At 48.6% G+C, this 17,926-nt stretch carries 14 protein-coding genes; 4 read left to right on the top strand and 10 right to left on the bottom strand.

What is annotated here, in order from left to right; translation table 11 throughout:
- Positions 1-123: 123 nt before the first annotated feature.
- The 4 genes from C7B65_RS27880 to C7B65_RS16695 all read right to left on the bottom strand — a co-directional run bounded on the left by C7B65_RS27880 (position 124) and on the right by C7B65_RS16695 (position 5,591).
- Complete coding sequence (locus tag C7B65_RS27880; RefSeq protein ID WP_073073495.1) at positions 124-2,712, bottom strand: methyltransferase domain-containing protein; 2,589 nt, start codon at positions 2,710-2,712, stop codon at positions 124-126.
- Entirely contained in the window at positions 2,705-3,982 is a 1,278-nt protein-coding gene (locus C7B65_RS16705; RefSeq protein ID WP_223257419.1) for an ABC transporter ATP-binding protein, read from the bottom strand. Before C7B65_RS16705 ends, C7B65_RS27880 begins: the two co-directional genes overlap by 8 nt.
- Before the next feature lie 66 nt (positions 3,983-4,048).
- A complete protein-coding gene (locus C7B65_RS16700) occupies positions 4,049-4,897 on the bottom strand; it encodes an ABC transporter permease (protein WP_244913223.1) in 849 nt (282 codons plus the stop codon).
- Positions 4,898-5,039: 142 nt separating this feature from the next.
- Positions 5,040-5,591 (bottom strand): hypothetical protein, encoded by a 552-nt coding sequence (locus C7B65_RS16695; RefSeq protein ID WP_073073491.1) that lies wholly within the window; start codon positions 5,589-5,591, stop codon positions 5,040-5,042.
- 37 nt (positions 5,592-5,628) lie between these two features.
- Here C7B65_RS16695 and ruvB point away from each other — a divergent pair, with 37 nt between their 5' ends.
- Positions 5,629-6,765, top strand: coding sequence for a Holliday junction branch migration DNA helicase RuvB (gene ruvB / locus C7B65_RS16690; protein WP_073073489.1), 1,137 nt, complete (start codon positions 5,629-5,631; stop codon positions 6,763-6,765).
- Positions 6,766-6,780: 15 nt separating this feature from the next.
- Positions 6,781-7,617 carry a tetratricopeptide repeat protein gene (locus C7B65_RS16685; protein ID WP_083583036.1) on the top strand — a complete coding sequence of 279 codons (837 nt, stop codon included), beginning with the start codon at positions 6,781-6,783 and terminating at the stop codon, positions 7,615-7,617.
- Positions 7,618-7,628: 11 nt separating this feature from the next.
- On the opposite strand, the gene C7B65_RS16680 is transcribed toward C7B65_RS16685, so the two are convergent.
- Positions 7,629-8,441, bottom strand: coding sequence for a TIGR01548 family HAD-type hydrolase (locus C7B65_RS16680; protein ID WP_223257418.1), 813 nt, complete (start codon positions 8,439-8,441; stop codon positions 7,629-7,631).
- A gap of 106 nt (positions 8,442-8,547) precedes the next feature.
- Between C7B65_RS16680 and C7B65_RS16675 the strand changes: the two genes are divergently transcribed.
- Both C7B65_RS16675 and glgB read left to right on the top strand, forming a co-directional pair.
- On the top strand, positions 8,548-8,847 hold the full coding sequence (locus tag C7B65_RS16675; protein WP_073073487.1) for a 30S ribosomal protein PSRP-3: 300 nt from the start codon (positions 8,548-8,550) through the stop codon (positions 8,845-8,847).
- Between the two features lie 249 nt (positions 8,848-9,096).
- Complete coding sequence (glgB, locus tag C7B65_RS16670; RefSeq protein ID WP_073073485.1) at positions 9,097-11,394, top strand: 1,4-alpha-glucan branching enzyme; 2,298 nt, start codon at positions 9,097-9,099, stop codon at positions 11,392-11,394.
- On the opposite strand, the gene C7B65_RS16665 is transcribed toward glgB, so the two are convergent.
- The 5 genes from C7B65_RS16665 to C7B65_RS16645 all read right to left on the bottom strand — a co-directional run bounded on the left by C7B65_RS16665 (position 11,391) and on the right by C7B65_RS16645 (position 17,804).
- A complete protein-coding gene (locus tag C7B65_RS16665) occupies positions 11,391-11,918 on the bottom strand; it encodes a prepilin-type N-terminal cleavage/methylation domain-containing protein (protein ID WP_073073484.1) in 528 nt (175 codons plus the stop codon). The two genes, glgB and C7B65_RS16665, sit on opposite strands and share 4 nt — an antisense overlap.
- A gap of 260 nt (positions 11,919-12,178) precedes the next feature.
- On the bottom strand, positions 12,179-12,763 hold the full coding sequence (locus C7B65_RS16660) for a type II secretion system protein (RefSeq protein WP_073073482.1): 585 nt from the start codon (positions 12,761-12,763) through the stop codon (positions 12,179-12,181).
- A gap of 38 nt (positions 12,764-12,801) precedes the next feature.
- The gene (locus C7B65_RS16655; RefSeq protein WP_073073479.1) at positions 12,802-13,887 is read right to left on the bottom strand and encodes a PulJ/GspJ family protein; all 1,086 of its coding nucleotides are present in this window, start codon (positions 13,885-13,887) and stop codon (positions 12,802-12,804) included.
- 58 nt (positions 13,888-13,945) lie between these two features.
- Complete coding sequence (locus C7B65_RS16650; protein WP_073073478.1) at positions 13,946-14,740, bottom strand: type IV pilus modification PilV family protein; 795 nt, start codon at positions 14,738-14,740, stop codon at positions 13,946-13,948.
- 1 nt (position 14,741) lies between these two features.
- Positions 14,742-17,804 (bottom strand): hypothetical protein, encoded by a 3,063-nt coding sequence (locus C7B65_RS16645; RefSeq protein WP_073073476.1) that lies wholly within the window; start codon positions 17,802-17,804, stop codon positions 14,742-14,744.
- Positions 17,805-17,926 lie beyond the last annotated feature (122 nt).

Genomic DNA, 17,926 nt, shown 5'->3' with positions numbered 1-17,926 from the left:
AATTCTCAAAGATGATTTGGTGCCCATACCCTCACACACCGATAGTTGATGTTAATAACTAATGGTCGCTACATCTGCAATCAAGATCCTTTACCTGTTCCCTGCTCAGATATTTTCACCCAATTACGGTTTGTAGCCGATCACTCCGTAATCTCCTGACCCATAGAAATGCTGACCCAAAATCTCTGCCAACTCTACCCCGATCGCCTGATATTTCTCAACAATGTGGGCACTTTCGGGGTGAGGGCGAAGCTCCATGATCTGCACATTTGTCAATCCCTGTTGCTCGGCGATGAACTTCATTAAAGAAGCAGGCAGAGGCTTGAGATGGGTCGGGTCAAGATAAAAATTGTGGGTGCTGACGAAAAAGTTATGGGGATTTGGCGTTTCAAAAATCGCCAATCCTCCAGGTTTGAGCACTCTGACCGTTTCCCGAAACAGCTTCATGAGAACTGGAAAAGGGAGATGTTCAATAATATGAAATCCGGTGACTGCACCCAAACTACCATCGGGCAAGCTCTCCAAATATTCAATCAGATCTCCTTCTGCAACTTCCAATCCTCTCGATCGGCACTGACCAACCATGATCTGATTAATATCTAAGCCTCGCGCTTTCCGTCCAGCTTCTTGAAGCAGCTCTAGCCACTCGCCGCGCCCACAGCCGACATCCAGAATTGCAGAATCATCGCTGCCGATATTTGCGGCTTCAACTAACGGGAGATACACCTCCAGCCGTCTCGAAATTTCTTCGCGGCTGCCTCGATAGTTGTCTTCAAAAACGGCATAGAACGTATCAAGAGAGCGTTCTTCATCTGCGGTTTCCTTGAGACTAGCGTTGAGAGAAGAAAGTTGAGAATCAAGAACGGCTAAATTCTGAGACGTTTCTCTTGATTCCATTTCTAGAGCAGTCAATTGTTTGCTGAACTGCTGATTCATTCTCAAAGATTCTCTAAGCGCTTCAACTAGAGAAAAGTTGATAGCTCGTTGTTCTTTGAATAGAAATGAGTAGAGTTTTAAGGCAAATTTCTGAAGCGGTTGGCTGATGTTGAATGGAAAATGATTGAACCGAGTCGGAAGCGCTGTGCGAATTTGAGATTTGGACTCGGCGTTGTCGAGCACTGCTTCTAGATGGCTGACCGTGGCAGTGCTGAGGTGGTCCCCCAAGTGGAGTGCTTGGGTAGACTGACTGTCTGTCATTTCGCCTACGCTAACTAAAGCACTTGAGGAGTCACTCTCAATCGGGGTGGCTGCTGGCAATGTCGTGTTCATGGCTGGAGATCCTGTTGGAGTCACAGAGCGACCTTGTAAGCAAGCCCTCACCTGCTCTGGGGAAATGGGTTGATGGGAAGCGATCGCAAACAAACTGGGAGCTGATCGCATCTGAGCGATCGAAAACTTGCTCAACAGACTGCCGCCCGGATCAGCCGGATTGCCAAACCAGAGCAGAACATACTGAAACTGCTGCTGCAACTGTCGCTTGAGACTTTGGGGAGACTGCTCATTAATATGCATCAGCATTTCGTAGCGAGTCCGGGGTTCGATCGACAAATAAGCCCCGACTGAAGCCGCAATTTTTCTTTTACGCGGGTAGTCGTATTTGTAGTACCAGAGGTTGGGATAGGTGTGCAGAATAAACAGTCCGTCTGGGGTGAGATGCTCTGAAACTCGTTGATAGAGTTGATCGACCTCCGCGACAGAAAGATGCTCGATCACATCGGAGGCGATCGCCACATCGTAGTGACCTTTGAGCGGGGCAGTGCAGACATCATCACACTGAAACTCGACGTTTTTTCTCAGTTCTGGTTCTCCAACGAAGCAGTTTTCTGCCAGGTCGATCGCAGCTTGTGAATAATCAATTGCGGTGACAGTGAAACCTTTTTGAGCGAAGTGGTAGGCAAGTTCACCTCGTCCGCAGCCCAAATCTAGAAATCTGCCCTGGGTCTTGATGCCTGCGATCGCAGCCACTGCCTGAAGTCTCGGATCTGCGAGTTTTTTGCCCTGGTATTGTTTGTAGGAGTCATAGCCGCCACAGTCCAAGGTGTAATAGTCGCTGGTGTAGGTTTGGCGAATGGTTGTACTTTCTCTCACCGAGTCGTGAATGCCCTGACTGACCTCTGCCAAATACTGGTCAGAAACTTTGATCAACAGTTCACCTGCATAGCCAGGAATCACCCCATAAAACTCTAGAACGCCTGCATAGCGGTAGAGAAAATCACTGACAGCGGTATAGTTTTGAGGAGTCCAAAAATAGCCATCCACTAAAACATAATGGGCTTGCTTGATAGCCAGTCGCAAATCGTGGAACGACCCAGCCCCGTCTTGCTGACCATCGACATGGATCAAGTCGTAGATGCCGCCCGGAAACCGATCCATCTGCTGACTGTCGGCAATTACAAACTCTGCCCTAAAGGACTGCGTAATTTTTTCTGCCCATTGGACTGCGCCTTTTGTGCCGCCAAAAGTATCGGTATCTAGATCAATGCCGACAAAGGTTGCTTCAGGACTGCCCTGCAAAAATGCCGCAGCAGAATAGCCAAACCGCACGCCGACTTCTAAAATTGAAGTGGGCTTCAGAACGTGGGCGATCGCCCATTTCAACCGATAATACTCTAACCACTCATCAAATAAATGAATTAGCGGATCTTGAGGATTCGCCGTGTCTCGAAAGTCGTACGTTGCCTGTTGAAATTGCTCAATAATCGCTTCAAACATGGGCCTGCCTGTAAATCTTCACAGTTGGGTTAAGGTTTACAATTCCTCCCCAACGACTTGCCTCTTTGTCACAAAGTATTTTCAAAACCGCAGTGTTGTGGACATAAGCTAAAGCACGCTCAAATTGCCCTTCACCATATCCGCTATCTGCAATTCCAATTGTGACCGTATATTCGCCTTCACTCAATGGCACTTGAAACTGAAACCGCACGTTGATAGAAGTGTTTTTGCTGACCTGTCCAATATGCTGATCCATGTTGAAAGTGTGATCAACAAAGATAGTTGCTCCTGTTTTATCTCTAATTTTGAAGCCAACGATCGGGTCGTCAAAAGCTTGAAGAAACAAAATGTTGATGGAGACTTGAACGAATTGCCCACTGACGATCGACTCAGTAGGGCGATCGTCAGCATCTAACAGTTTAACTGACTGAATTTTGACTTCAGGAGTGACCACCGCAACCTCTTCCTCAGAAGAGTCATTGATCAATTCCAGCGAGGCGCTAAGAGGAGAAGTTTGAATCTCTAACGCATCAGGACGGGTATCACTTCTCTTGAGCAAATTTGCTTCATATAAATCCAATACTTGTCTAGGTGTGGACTTCAAAATTACGTTTCCTGACTCAAACAAGATTGCTGAGTCGCAGAGCTTATAAACAGAAGTAGGATCGTGAGAAACGAAAAGTAGTGTCGTCCCCGAATTTTGCAGTTTTCTGATTCTTTCAAAACATTTCTGTTGAAAGTAGATGTCTCCAACAGCTAATGCTTCATCGACAATCAAAATATCAGGATCAGAACTCACCGCTACTGCAAACGCCAGGCGAATAAACATCCCGGTTGAGTATGTTTTGACAGGGTGGTTAATAAAGTCTCCAATATCTGCAAATTTAGCGATATCGTCGAATCTATCTTCGATTTCTGCGCGACTCAAACCCAAAAGTCGCCCGTTAAAAAATACGTTCTGCCGCCCCGTAAATTCTGGGTTGAAACCACTTCCTAGTTCGAGCAGTGCAGAGATTCGACCTTTGACTTCTACGGTGCCAGTGGTGGGCGTTAACGTTCCAGCAATGATTTGCAGCAGTGTACTTTTGCCGGCCCCGTTTTGCCCAACAATTCCTAAAGTTTCTCCTTGACCAATTTCTAAACTAATATTTTGCAGTGCCCAAAATTCGGTTGCTCTACTTCTTCCGGGCAGCAAAAGTTCTTTCAAGCGATCGACCGGACGATCATACCGCTTAAAACATTTCGAGACATTTTTGAGAGAAATAGCCATCTCACCCATATCTTGCCGTTCATCCTCACGATCACACCGCGGTATTTAGCCGCTTATCCTTTCAGATTAGATTACATCCGCAAAGGCAGGACGCAACCGCTTAAACACAAATAAGCCCACACCAAAAATGGCCAAGGAAAACACTGAAGTCGCTGCCCATTGTGCCCAGTGGTGAACTTCTCCAACTAATACTAAGTCGCGGTAAACTTCGACGATCACCGCCAAAGGATTTAACCAAAAGACCCAAAACCGCACAGACTCTGGAATCAGCGAAACCGGGTAAATAATGGGGGTGACGTAAAACCAAAGATTGAGAATAACGCCGATCGTCTGCGGAATGTCTCTCAGAAATACTGTCAGTCCAGCCGTAAGATACCCCAACCCTGCGGTCAGCAGCAATTGTGGCACCCAAACCAATGGAAGTAACCAAAGTGTACTGTGAATCGTCTTAGCCGTAAATGCCACAAAGGTGATCAACGCCATCAAGCCGAGCGAACTCTCGACAAAAGCGGATAAAACGGGCACCAGAGGCAGCAAAACCAGAGGGAAAACCACTTTTTTGACCAGGTTAGGCTGTGTAATGACAGAGGTAGATGACTGCATAAGCCCGATCAAAAAGGCAGTCCAGGGAACTAGCCCCGCGAATAGCCAGAGTCCGTAGGTAAAGTTGTTGGCAGGTAGCCCCTTAATGCTGAGTTTTACCTGAAGCACGATCGAGAACAGATAGGTGTAAACCAGTAGTTGCACCAGTTGGTTAATCAGTGACCACAAGTTGCCCAAAATCGAACCCTTGTAGCGAGCCTCTAGATCTCGTTGTACAAGCGTTTTGAGTAGGTCAAGCTTCGTCCACCACGGATGACGGACGGGAAGCAACCGGATAGCGTTGCGGGCAAATGCTTTGACTGGTTTCAACAAGTAATCGTTCCCCTTGGCTGAAGCAACTCTGCTAAATTGTGAGTGGAGATGCTGATCAAATCGTGAATTTATCTGAACTACAAATAACTAGATTTGCTCAAAATAACTAGATTTGCTCATCTCCTTAATGGTAGACAGGATATCAGGTGATGGCACGCTTAACGATACTTTGTAGGGCTTGAGCGATCGCCTGTCTCTGGGCAGCATCATATCCCCAGCGTTCCAAAAAGCTTTGATACTGCCCCGCCCCAGATGCAATGCTCTCTAACAGACTGTGAGTTTTGGTTTGAACCTGTGCAAGCTGAATTTGTTGAATCAGGTGAGTGGTTCGCCGCTGTACTCGTTCTGACCCTTGCGCCATGTCTAGATTTTGATTGCGTGTATGGGCAAGAATCATCGCGGTAGACATCGCCAGATTTTTCACCAGCAATTCAGATACGATTTCTGGCGACGATCGCAACCCCTCCACCACCACAGAAGAAGGATGATCTGCCAACGATCGCGGGTCAGTTAAATAAGTGACGAAGAACCCTCGTGCGCCATTTTCACTGGCAGCCAATGCCGCGATCGTCCGTTCAATTTCAGGATCAGACAGGCTCCCCTGCTCCATCTCAGCCAAAAGAGATTGAGTCAGCTCAATGGCATCTTCAAAAGAAATCGCGTCAGGAACTGGAAAAGTCACGTCGATCGTCATCTTTTTTCAAGGTCTACGGGTATGATTGTACTCAATTATGGCGATTATCTCTTCTAAGAAACAGCCATCAGAGCCAGACCGCTCCAATGCCCAGTTGGAGGATCTCTCTTTGCCCTTGCAGATCTCTGAATCGGGTCAGCGCCGCAGACAATCTGGGGTTGAGTTGGTGCGCCCAGAGTCAGAGCCAGAAGAACACGGCAAACCCGAAGAAGGGCTTCGACCTCAGAAGTTGAGTGATTATGTGGGGCAAAAAGACTTAAAAGATGTCTTAGATATTGCGATTCAAGCGGCCAAAGTTCGCAAAGAGCCATTAGACCACCTGCTGCTCTATGGGCCTCCAGGTTTAGGCAAAACCACCATGTCGCTGATTTTGGCCTCTGAGATGGGGGTGAATTGCAAAATTACCAGTGCCCCCTCTTTAGAGCGTCCTCGTGACATTATGGGCTTGCTCGTGACGCTGCAACCGGGCGACGTTTTGTTTATTGACGAAATTCACCGTCTGCCCAGAATTACTGAAGAGTTGCTCTATCCGGCAATGGAAGATTTTCGGGTCGATATCATTGGGGGCAAAGGGCGGAGTGCCCGAACCCAGTCGATTAAGCTTGCCCCTTTTACCTTAGTGGGGGCAACGACCCGCGTTGGAGCCTTGACTTCACCCTTGCGCGATCGCTTTGGTCTGATTCAAAAACTCCGCTTTTATGAACTCAACGAACTGGCGTACATCGTTCTCAGGACAGCATCTCTGCTGAATACGCCGATCACGACCGAGGGTGCCTGTGAGATTGCCCGTCGCTCTCGTGGCACACCCCGAATCGCCAATCGCCTGTTAAAACGAGTCAGAGACTACGTTCAAGTCAAGGCATCTGGAGAAGTGACTCAAGAAATTGCGGCAGAAGCGCTGGAATTGTTTGATGTCGATCCATGTGGGCTGGATTGGACTGATCGCCGCCTTCTGAGCTTTATGATCGAGCGGCACAATGGCGGCCCTGTCGGACTTGAAACTCTCGCTGCCTCAACTGGGGAAGACTCGCAGACGATCGAAGAAGTCTATGAACCCTATCTGATGCAAATTGGCTATCTCAGCCGCACCCCGCGTGGGCGCATTGCGACGGCGGCGGCGTGGAAACACCTGGGCTATCAGCCCCCCGACAGTCAACTTTCTCTCATGTCGTGAATCTGGAGTGATCGAATGCGTGGCTTGCTGCTGAAATCTTTTTTGGCTTTTTTGGCTTTTTTGCTGGTCGGGCTGATCGGGTTAGGTATCTCTCCCGTTTGGGCGGCTGAAGAAGTCGCTCCGTCTCAGCCCTCGGCGATCGATCTGTTTGAGCAATTGGGGGTTCTCAGAGAGCAAGCGTTTGAAGCAACAAATAAAGGCGATTTTGCCACGGCTGAGGGCTATTGGACTCAAATCATTGATCGCTTCCCTGACAATCCCGCTGCTTGGAGCAATCGAGGCAATGCCAGAGTTAGCCAAAACAAGCTAGATGACGCGATCGCAGATTTTAACAAAGCGATGGAGCTTGCCCCCAGTGCCCCCGATCCGTATCTAAACCGAGGTGCGGCTTTAGAAGGCTTGGGCAAGTGGGAAGCCGCGATCGCTGACTACAACCATGTTTTAGAGCTTGAGCCGAACGATCCGGCAGCCTACAATAATCGCGGCAATGCTGAAGCGGGTTTGGGCAACTGGGAACGGGCGATCGCTGACTTCCAAAAAGCCTCCAACCTTGCACCCCAATATGCCTTTGCCCGTGCGAACTATGCTCTCGCTCAGTATCAAATTGGGCAAACTGATGAGGCAGTCCGCACGATGAAAAACTTAGTTCGCAAATATCCCAAGTTTGCCGATATGCGGGCAGCCTTGACTGCGGCACTCTGGGTGCAGGGCAAGCAGGGCGAAGCCGAAAGTCAGTGGGTGTCTGCGGTCGGACTCGATCGCCGCTACAAAGACATCAACTGGGTGAAAACAACTCGTCGCTGGCCGCCCAAAATTGCCACCGCGCTTGACAAATTCTTAAACCTTCAGTAGCAGTTAAAGGCTTAAAGCCTCGTCAACTCAAAAACTTTTTCAGGCGTGAGTTCCTGCACGTTGTTTAAAACGACATCGGCTCCTGCTTGAAAGAGGGTGTTGACATAATGAGTTTGCTCGGCGTTTTGTTGAACGTGGGGTGGTAGAACTCCGACTGCGATCCAGATCCGATCGGGTTGCAGGGTTCGCGATCGCTCGATCGTAACCATATCCGCGACCGTATCTCCAACATAAATCACTGGAGTCATCTGTTCAGGCTCATTCTCAAGCCGTTGCACACTATCCAGTAGTCCGGCAGGGTTAGGCTTGCCCGGAGCATCCTCCATCGCGATTAAAACAGGAGATTGCAATCCCAATCGCTTTTCTAGCACGTAATTTGCAGAGGCCCTCGTCGCTCCGCTAAAAAAGCCCCAGCGAATTCCTGATTGAGTCAGCGAATCTAGATAGGCAGGTTCTAAAAGCAGAGGCTCAGCGCAGATATAGCCCGTCCAGTGTTCAGAATCAGTGCCGCGATATTTAGACTGAAAGAATGTTACTAATTCTTGATAGTTGAGATCGATCGAACTGCGTAGAGTTCCCTGTGCCTCAAAATATCGATACACTAGCTCCTGAGATGCCTCCCAGTCGTTATTCCATGCCCCTTCTGACTTGAGGAGATCGATTTCTTGAGAGGTCGGACGATAGGCATTTTGAGTAAAACGTTCCACAGTGTCAGCTAGAGCACGACGATAAGAACCACTGACATCCCGCACAACGCCATCAATATCAAACACCACGATCGCCGCTAATCTCTTCAATTCGGCATCCAGTTCTTGATTCAACACGCCTCTCTCCCAATGATCCAAAATTTAGTAATCTCTCCCATCTATAGAACAGTACGATAGAATAACTGATTGTAATCAAGCTTGGGATCGCGCTGGAGGTTTTGGATTGTCGAAGTTTATCTTAAAGGTTCTTTGGTTAGATGAGAACGTCGCATTAGCAGTCGATCAGGTGGTTGGTAAAGGCACGAGTCCTCTAACTTCTTACTTTTTCTGGCCTCGTAATGATGCCTGGGAGCAACTCAAAACTGAGTTAGAGAAGAAACACTGGATTGCTGAGGTTGACCGTGTTGAGTTGCTCAACAAAGCAACTGAAGTGATCAACTACTGGCAAGAAGAGGGCAAACGCCGTCCGATGGCAGAAGCTCAGTCGAAGTTTCCAGAAGTGACGTTCACCGGAAGCGCTTGAGTTTTGCCTCGTGGCAGAGCTTGAGTTTTAGATTAGTCGTCTAAATTAAATTAGCTTAAACAGCCCCGATCGTGAATGCCACAGGTTGGGGCTTGTTCTATGATTGGGATTAAATGGTTTTTGGCTCCCAAATCAGGCAAAATGTAAATAAAATGAGACTTTTATAATGATTTAATAATCTAATTACAGATCTTCAAGCCTCATTCTGAGAATTCTTTAACGATCGCCATTTATTAGGTAGGTAGCTTCATGTCTATGACCATTGCCCCCGATCAGGTAGAACGGATTGTTTGGAACCAACATCAAGATCCTTTTGAGGTGTTGGGGCCGCATCCAGTAGAGCGGGATGGCAAAACGGTCTGGGTCGTGCGAGTTTATCAACCTACTGCTGATGCTGCCTGGGTGATCTTGCCCGAACAGCGAGAAGAATATCCAATGCAGTCGGTTTATCATCCCCACTTTTTTGAATGCACGATCGACACGCCCGAACTCAGCAATTATCAGTTGAGAATCAAAGAAGGGGATCACGATCGCGTCATTTACGACCCCTACGCATTTCGCTCTCCCTTTCTAACTGACTTTGATGTTCATCTATTCTCTGAAGGCAACCATCACCGCATTTACGAGAAACTGGGTGCCCATGCGGTTCAGGTTGATAACGTTAAAGGAGTCTACTTTGCAGTCTGGGCACCTAACGCCCGCAGCGTCTCAGCGATTGGCGATTTTAACCACTGGGATGGACGCAAACACCAGATGCGGCGCGGTAAGACTGGGGTATGGGAACTTTTCATTCCAGAGCTAGGAATTGGCACTCACTACAAATACGAAGTTAAAAATCAGGACGGGCATATCTATGAGAAGTCTGATCCCTATGGGTTTCAGCAAGAGCCGCGACCCAAAACTGCGTCGATCGTCACCGATCTAGATTCCTATACGTGGCAAGACCAAGACTGGATGGAGCGTCGCCGCAACACTGAGCCTTTGATGCATCCCATCTCGGTCTATGAGGTGCATATCGGCTCTTGGCTCCATGCGTCTTCTGCCGAGCCTGCCAAACTCCCCAACGGAGAAACTGAACCCGTCGTCGTGGTTTCAGAACTCCAGCCCGGAGCGCGGTTTCTCACCTATCGAGAACTGGCAGAAAAGCTGATTCCCTATGTTAGAGATCTGGGGTTCACTCATATCGAGTTGATGCCGATCGCCGAGCATCCTTTTGATGGTTCTTGGGGCTATCAAGTCGTCGGTCACTACGCCTGCACGTCTCGCTATGGCACCCCCCAAGACTTCATGTACTTTGTGGATCAGTGTCACGCCAACGACATTGGAGTGATTGTCGATTGGGTTCCGGGTCACTTTCCTAAAGACGGTCATGGTCTGGCCTTCTTTGACGGCAGTCACCTTTATGAACACTCTGATCCTCGCAAAGGCGAACACAAAGAGTGGGGCACGCTCGTTTTTAACTACGCTCGTCACGAAGTTCGCAACTACCTGGTTTCTAACGCGCTCTTCTGGTTCGACAAATATCACATTGACGGAATTCGCGTGGATGCCGTTGCGTCGATGCTTTACCTTGACTATTGCCGCGAACCCGGCGAGTGGGTGACGAATCAATATGGCGGTCGAGAAAACATTGAAGCCGCAGACTTTTTGCGTCAGATGAACCATACAATTTTCAGCTACTTTCCGGGGGTGCTGTCGATCGCTGAAGAATCCACGTCTTGGCCGATGGTTTCGTGGCCCACCTACGTTGGTGGCTTAGGCTTTAACCTGAAGTGGAACATGGGCTGGATGCACGACATGCTCGATTACTTCAGCATGGATCCATGGTTCCGGCAATTTCATCAAAACAACGTCACGTTTAGCATGTGGTATAACCACAGCGAGAATTTTATGCTGGCGCTTTCCCATGACGAAGTAGTGCATGGTAAGAGCAACATCATCGGTAAAATTCCCGGCGACGAGTGGCAAAAGTTGGCAAATATGCGCTGCCTTTATGCCTTTATGTTTACTCATCCCGGCAAGAAAACGCTGTTTATGAGTATGGAGTTTGGGCAGTGGAGTGAGTGGAATGTCTGGGGCGACTTGGATTGGCAGCTTTTGCAATCTGAGCCACACCAAAAGCTCAAGCATTTTATGGAAGCTCTCAACACCACTTATCGCAGTGAACCCGCTCTCTACACGCAAGATTTTGCAGAGCCAGGGTTTGAATGGATTGACTGTAGCGACAATCGGCATAGTGTGGTTGCGTTCATTCGTCGGGCTAAAGACTCTGATGAATTTGTGATTACAGTTTGCAATTTTACCCCGCAGCCTCATAGTCACTATCGAGTCGGTGTCCCAGAAGCCGGGTTCTACACAGAACTCTTAAACAGTGATGCTCGTGAGTATGGCGGCAGCAATATGGGTAACTTGGGAGGAAAATGGACTGAGGAATGGAGCTATCATGAGCGACCTTACTCGATCGACCTCTGTTTGCCCCCGATGTCTACGCTAGTTTTGAAGCTCGATCGGGCAAAAACTCAAGCGGCACTCAAAGCGCAAGGCTAATCACAAGGGTTGCCTGCCCGCCCCGGACGGTTTTCTCCAGTTCGCATGGCTCCAAGTAATGTTGAGACGATAACGCACCGCTTGACTTGACTGTTTGGGGCAGAGAGCGTAACCCTTCCTAGACTCCCCTTTACTTCACCATAATGGCTAAATCGAACTCTGTAAATTTCGTTCGATTTGAGTAAGGTGGTCTCCTCATTGAGTTGAACGCCTTCGCCCAAGCTGTTCCACGGCAGACTGTCAGAAGCCGTGAGAGTAGCTGGGTGAATTGCCCACTCGACTCTGCCGCCTTTAGATTGGAGGCTGACTTGTTGGTCAACGCCCTTTAATTTCGCGGTAGTTTGCGCTTGACGTAGAATGTCAAAAACTTGGCTTTGAGCGGTGTTTAAGCGCTGATGGTTGAGAAACGATATCCAAGAAGGTGCCGCGATCGCAAAGAGAATTCCAACAATAATCAGAACAACCAGAAGTTCTATCAGTGTGAAGCCTTTAGCTCTACTAAAACGATGGATATGGGAATTCATAGAAAAACTCTAAGCGCTGTGATCGTCTGGCTTAGAGTTCCCAAAAATTATCTTTAGTTTTGATTAATTGTGGATGCGATCGCTAATTACACGTGAGTTCGACGAGTTTTTTCGCTTCGTTCTCAGCGGCTTCTGCCCCCTAAATCCCCCAATTTGGGGGACTTCCAGCCAAAATTTTCGGTTCAAAGTCCCCCAATTTTGGGGGATTTAGGGGGCTTCCCGAATTCATCATCGGGGTGAACCACTTCTATCGATTCACGCTAATTACAGTCACCATCTTCTGCTGAAGTCATTGCCCCTAACAGCGTTGTAACTTTGACACAACGCTTAGGGCTTTTAAGTGTTGCGGCTTGAATCGTGATCGTATATGGCGTAGCACCTATGTTTGGATTGACATTGCCGTAGGTGTCAAAGATGATCGCGCCCTTATCGGTTTCAGTGCCTTTGTCTGGTTTTCCAGCGATCTTAATGGCTCCTGCCTTGATGTCACCATTCCCCAAAACTTGCCATCTTCCATCTGAAGTGTTGACACCAGTAATGACACCACTTGGGGTTGAAGTGTTGTCAAGCACAGGAACGACGATTACTCTCGGCTGCTGATTTGTGGTGGTTGTGTTGTCAAAGACGATCGCTCGACTGACTTTGGTTCGTTTTGCATCAGCTTGAGCCGATCGCAATATTTCAAACACTTGCCCTCGTGCGGTTGAGAGGCGTTGGCGGTTTAGAAAGCCCACCCAACTTGGGGCAGCGATCGCAAACAAAATGCCAGCCATGATAATGACAACTAGCGCTTCGATTAAGGTGAAGCCTGCGATCGATCGTTTTGAACGGTTCCTCTTTTTCATGTTCCTTCTCTCAGTTGAGGCACGAAAGCAGCAGATGACTAAATTCTCTTGTCTAAAGAGCCGCGTGTCATCACACGGGTTTGCATTGAAATAGGAACATTACTCGTAGTGAGCGGAAGTCCCGGTCTTCCAGCCGCGTTGCCTTGCAGGAAAATAGAAACCTCCTGGTTTAAGTTGCCGTTGCTTTCTGCACCTTTGACACAGACATAAAAGCCTCTATTGTCAGTCGAGCTTGGCGTGAGTACGTATCCAGGCGTGACTGGGTTTGTGACTGGAACCGATGGACAAACAGCATTGGTAGTAAGAGTTCCGTTGGGTAAGCCTTGTTGATCGACAGATAAGCCTTTTTGATCCACAAAATCGACGAGTACCTGAGTATTGCTGCTGTTAGAAATTGGGGTTCCTCTGGTTGGAGCTTCTTTGCCTTTGGCATCAAGGGGCCAACTCATGAAAGAGACATCACCGCCTGCTGGAAAACTCCAGCCAGATGTCACTTTGTCCTTGGTGTCTGCGCTATAGATATATTGAGGAAGTTGATAGCGCTTAATTCTGGCTCTACCGCTCCAGGGTTTGTCATTTTCCTTCGAGTCTAAGGAATAAACAACTAGCGTATACATTCGACGAGAAACACAGGGAATCCCACTAATCGGAATGAGCGCCGCATCCTGCTTTGCCTTGTCTTGCTCGGAGAATGCTGTGGCGTTCTTTTGACAAAGCTTGTCAATGTCTGGAGGTAGAGGATCAACACGCCAAAATGCCAGGACTGGAAGATTGTCAGCCCCGGCAGTAGGCAGATATTTAAGTAAGCCTGAACACGTGCTACCCGATGGATAGCTATAAGCGCTATTAGTTAGACAGTTGCCATCGTAGACATAGACAGCTTCACGCAGATCGCGCCCAATATAGTCGAGTGCCATCTGCATTTCGCGCTGGGTGTCACTGCGGGCAGATTCTCGCTGGCTAGTCTGCAATAGCTGCACCACCAAAAAGAGCAAAATGCTGGTAATAACGCCGCCAATAAACATTGCGACTAAAAGTTCTATCAGTGTAAACCCTGCTGATTTACGCCTCTTAGAAGATAGACGGAGGCGCTGACTTCCTTGTTTAAACCATTTTCTAGCCATTGTTTTTCAACCTGATTCAAGCCTTCTGATTATGTGTAAACAAGTGATGTAAGAACCTCTAGCACTGTCCTGCACCAGCAGTTGGGCAAAGCTTCCTGTAAAGATCTAAGTTTTTGCTGGCGTTGCTGCGAACGATCGTGGAGTATTGCACCGCCAGAGGGCGAGTTAGTTGGTTTCCAAGCCCATTAGTGCCCTTTAAGCTAGCTTGCGTTGTCTCAGCTTTGCTGCCGATTAAGTTAGGTTCAGCCACGATCGAGTAGACTCTAACCCCCATCACAAATCCTTCAGGAATAGCGCTGCCTGTCACTGGGTTTCCATCACCATCAAGCCCAGTGCTGCGGAAGGTTTGCATCAGAAAGTTAGGTTTGCAGTCATTAGGATTCTCAGGATTGGGATCGGTGTTGATCTGGATGTATTCACCCAGTGCGGGTGACTCGCCATTATCTGGATTTGTTTTACAGCTCGGATTCACAGTTACAAGACCACTTTTGGCACTGGTGGGGGCAGGAACACTATTGGCAACGCGAATGTTGTCTGCACCGACAGGAGGTAATAGCTTGATAGTGGCTTGTCCCTGATCGACAAGCGTGCGGACGCGATCGATTTCACCTTGAGCGAGTTGTAAGGCTTGTTCGGCTCGGCGATTTTGAACACGGGTGCCTGTTGCCCAAAAGATCGGAGGGGTGATGCTGACGAGCGTGATAGAGACTACCACGATCGCCACCAACCCTTCGATCAGGGTTAGACCCTGATCCGATCGTTGCCTAGAGGCTGCTATTTTTTGGGTCAGACTCAAGCTGAAGCTGAGGGCAAAACCGGGAGCAAGCCATTTTTTTGTAGGTGTTACTGACATGTCATGCTCCTGATTGTTTGGGACAGTTGACTTCAGCAGGTTTAGGAGGACCAAAATTTGGATCTGCGACGGTTTTAGCAGCGTTGCAAAGCATGTTGATGTAAGGGTCGTTGACAGCAGGTTCGTTATAGAACTCGTTGCGGCTCTTGCTAGAGGTAACGAAACGAGTGGCAGCAGGGCCTGCCGGACTTAATTGCAGACCCACGTCATAACCCCAAATCCGAGCGGGGGCGATGTAGTACTTGATGTTCTCCTTACTGAGATCAGTATCAGTAATCTCCCAACCTTCAAGGTCATAGGGGGCGGTTCCATAGTTGCTAAAACTAAGCTGTAAGAAAGAGCCACTGAAGTTCAACGGGACACTGTTGTTCCATGTCTCAAGGAAACGCGGAAAGTTGTGTAACCCGCCATAAGATTGATCTTTGCGAGATGGAACAATGCCACTCACCACAGTAGCGTTAACTCTAGTTTGCTTGGCTGACATCAACTTTTCGCCATTGTCACTGAGCGGATAGTAACTATTAACACCAAACCTAGTTCCATAAAGGACAGGACGAGGTAAGGCAGGCTTTTTGCCCGCTCCAATGGTGGATTGAGGAGCCTCGATTAAAGGTTGACCTGCGCGAGAGATTTTGATGGGTGAGGTGAAGTCAGCCCAGTAGTTAGCGGCGGCAGTGAAATTTCGCTGAGGCAAGGTTGCATTAGAGGAGTTTTCGCGTACCCAATCCCAACTCACACTTTTACCCAGTACCGTTGGAACAGGTAACTCTTTCTGAGAAATGTTGCGGTTGTGGAATGAAGTGTAACCTTTGCCCGTGCAGCCAGGACCGAATAGCCCAGACTTAGCAGCGTCGCCATACTGATCGCGGAAATAATTTTGTCGTTGAGCATTATCAGGAAGAAGGCTGAAGTCAGCGATCGGACTTGCAGTTTTCTTGCTCAAGTCGGGCCCGACGAAGGTGTCAGCAATGCTGCCATCGCAGAAGTCATTCGAGAGGATACCAATGCTGTCTGCCAAAATTTCAGAAGGTCGCCAACGGTCTTTGGCTGAAGCCGAGAAGTTAGCGTAGTTAGTTGTTTTGCGTCCGTAAAATTTGCCCTCGTCATAGGGAGCGTTATCGGGCAACTGTTCAACAAACTCTTCTAACCGATCGCCTTTTGCATCTTCTGAGCCAGTTGTTTGATGAAGATTAAAGTCTCCTTGGATATAGACAGGTTGATCGGTGAAGAAGGACAACCCACGAATGTTTTTAGCGGATTCTAAGAGCGAGTCTTTGCGCTTGACCTCGGAGCCGTTGCGTAGGCGGAAGCCATGCACTCGCCGTTCAGGGTCAGGTCTAAAGTCTACTGCCTTGGTAGAAATGCCACTGGTGAAATCGGGATCTGTGGGCTTGGCTGGGTTTCTCAAGTCTGTGTCTGTGCCAACCGGACGGACGATCGCGTCTTCACGAATTGCATCTTCGCGGAAAGCATAGATGATGCCGCTTTCGGGCAACCAAACATCTGAGCCAATGCCACTGTTGCGGAGCATTCCTAAATCGATGTCAAGTGATCGCATCAGCATGACTTGGCGACCGTCAAAGAAGGCCCGATCGAGGAATGGAACCGCAACCTTATCGCCATTGGTTGACAAGATAATGTTTGGCGAAACATTAGGCCCACCGCTTACAGGTGGTTCAGATTTATTCAGTGGCGCTGTGTGAGGCAGGTTCCAACTAGCTAATGGCTGAGGAGTGAGGGCGATCGCTGACCCCAGCGCATAGTCAGCTACTGGGAATGGAGTCGTGTCTGTGTATGGGTAGCTGCTGAGTACAGGTGTCGCACTAGCAGCCGCGGCAGTAGGCGTAGGCGGCGAGACATTTAGCGTGTAATCGGGAGTTCTAAGGAGCGTTGAAGTGCCAACTACCTTAAACGTCACATCCCCATTAACACTCGCATCTTTGACATAGGCATCTTTGACATAGGGTTCTTCATCAGTTGTGGCTCTACTGTCGCTTTTTGCCAGAATATCCGCAGGTGTCGCAGCAGCTAAAACTTCGGCCTTTAAAACAGATCCGGGTTGCCTGTGATCGTAGATCGGAGTTCCTGGCTCTAATGCACCCGCTAACTTGTGATCTGTTTCTGGAAAGATGTAGTAGAGGGCAGGAAACTTAGGAAGCACCCATGCTCTCTTAGTGGGATCATCAGGGTTGTAGTTAGTGGTATCTAGAGCACCACATAGGCGAGAGAGGGCTAATCGATATCTACCTTCGTCTCCTACCGTTTGGCCCGCAGCATTAGGTTGAGTTAAACTGGCAAACTTAAAATCGTCTGGGTTACAAGCAGATGGCAATACGTACTTCTTGCTATTTGCTTGACCCACATAGGAGCCAAAGGCAGGAGAAGAACGGAAGCCAAACGCTCGATCGCGGCGAATCTGATACTTGAGCATGATTAGCTCTGCCATTCTCACCCTTGGATCAGTCATCACCTTGGCTAACGCTTCTTGAGTAGTAGGTAATGCGGTGAAGGCTGGGTCTTTCAACAAAATTCGTTGCTTTAGGGCACCAATCCAAGCCTCTGGAGGAACGTCTCTATAATCTATGTCCTTGGGTAGTCCGGTGAGTCCCGTTCGAGGACTGTTAGGGTCGTAGTCTCTACTGGCCATTTGACCCTTCGGCAAAACTTCTCCATCACTCTCGTCACCATTCATCAGCCCCTGAAGCTCCTCGGCTAACTGCGTTAGAACGAATGTGTTGTTGCCAAAGTAGTCATAATCATTATTTACGTTGGTCGGGTCAAACTTTTGAATTTGGTCGATGTTGTATGCCAAGACCCCGATCGTGCAGGAAGCCGTTTGCAGATAGGTTTTATCAGCAATGCTGAGGTCTGCGTAAGCCGTGCCTGATGTGAGTTTGGCTAACACTTGTCGCAGCTTAGAATAATTTCCCCACATGCTCAAGGCTGGGTAAGGATGAACGACTGCGGCCTTAGTCGGCTTAAGTGGAAACACCCCATCTGGATCTCCGGCAAAGTTAGCGAGGTTTTGCAGTGCAGTCCGCAATGGGCTAGTAGAAGTATTCATCGCAGTTTCAAACGCAGCCGCAGTGCCACTAGGAGCCGAAAACTCCAGGGCAAACGCATCTTATTCGGTCAGAATCTTGAGTAAGTAATTCTCATCCCAGCCTGCTCGCAGTCGCTTGTTCT

Source organism: Phormidesmis priestleyi ULC007 (assembly GCF_003003695.1).
Taxonomy (GTDB): Bacteria; Cyanobacteriota; Cyanobacteriia; order Leptolyngbyales; family Leptolyngbyaceae; genus Phormidesmis_A; species Phormidesmis_A priestleyi_A.
Note: the sequence above shows the minus strand (reverse complement) of the source record. Positions and strands in the feature narration are given on the sequence as shown.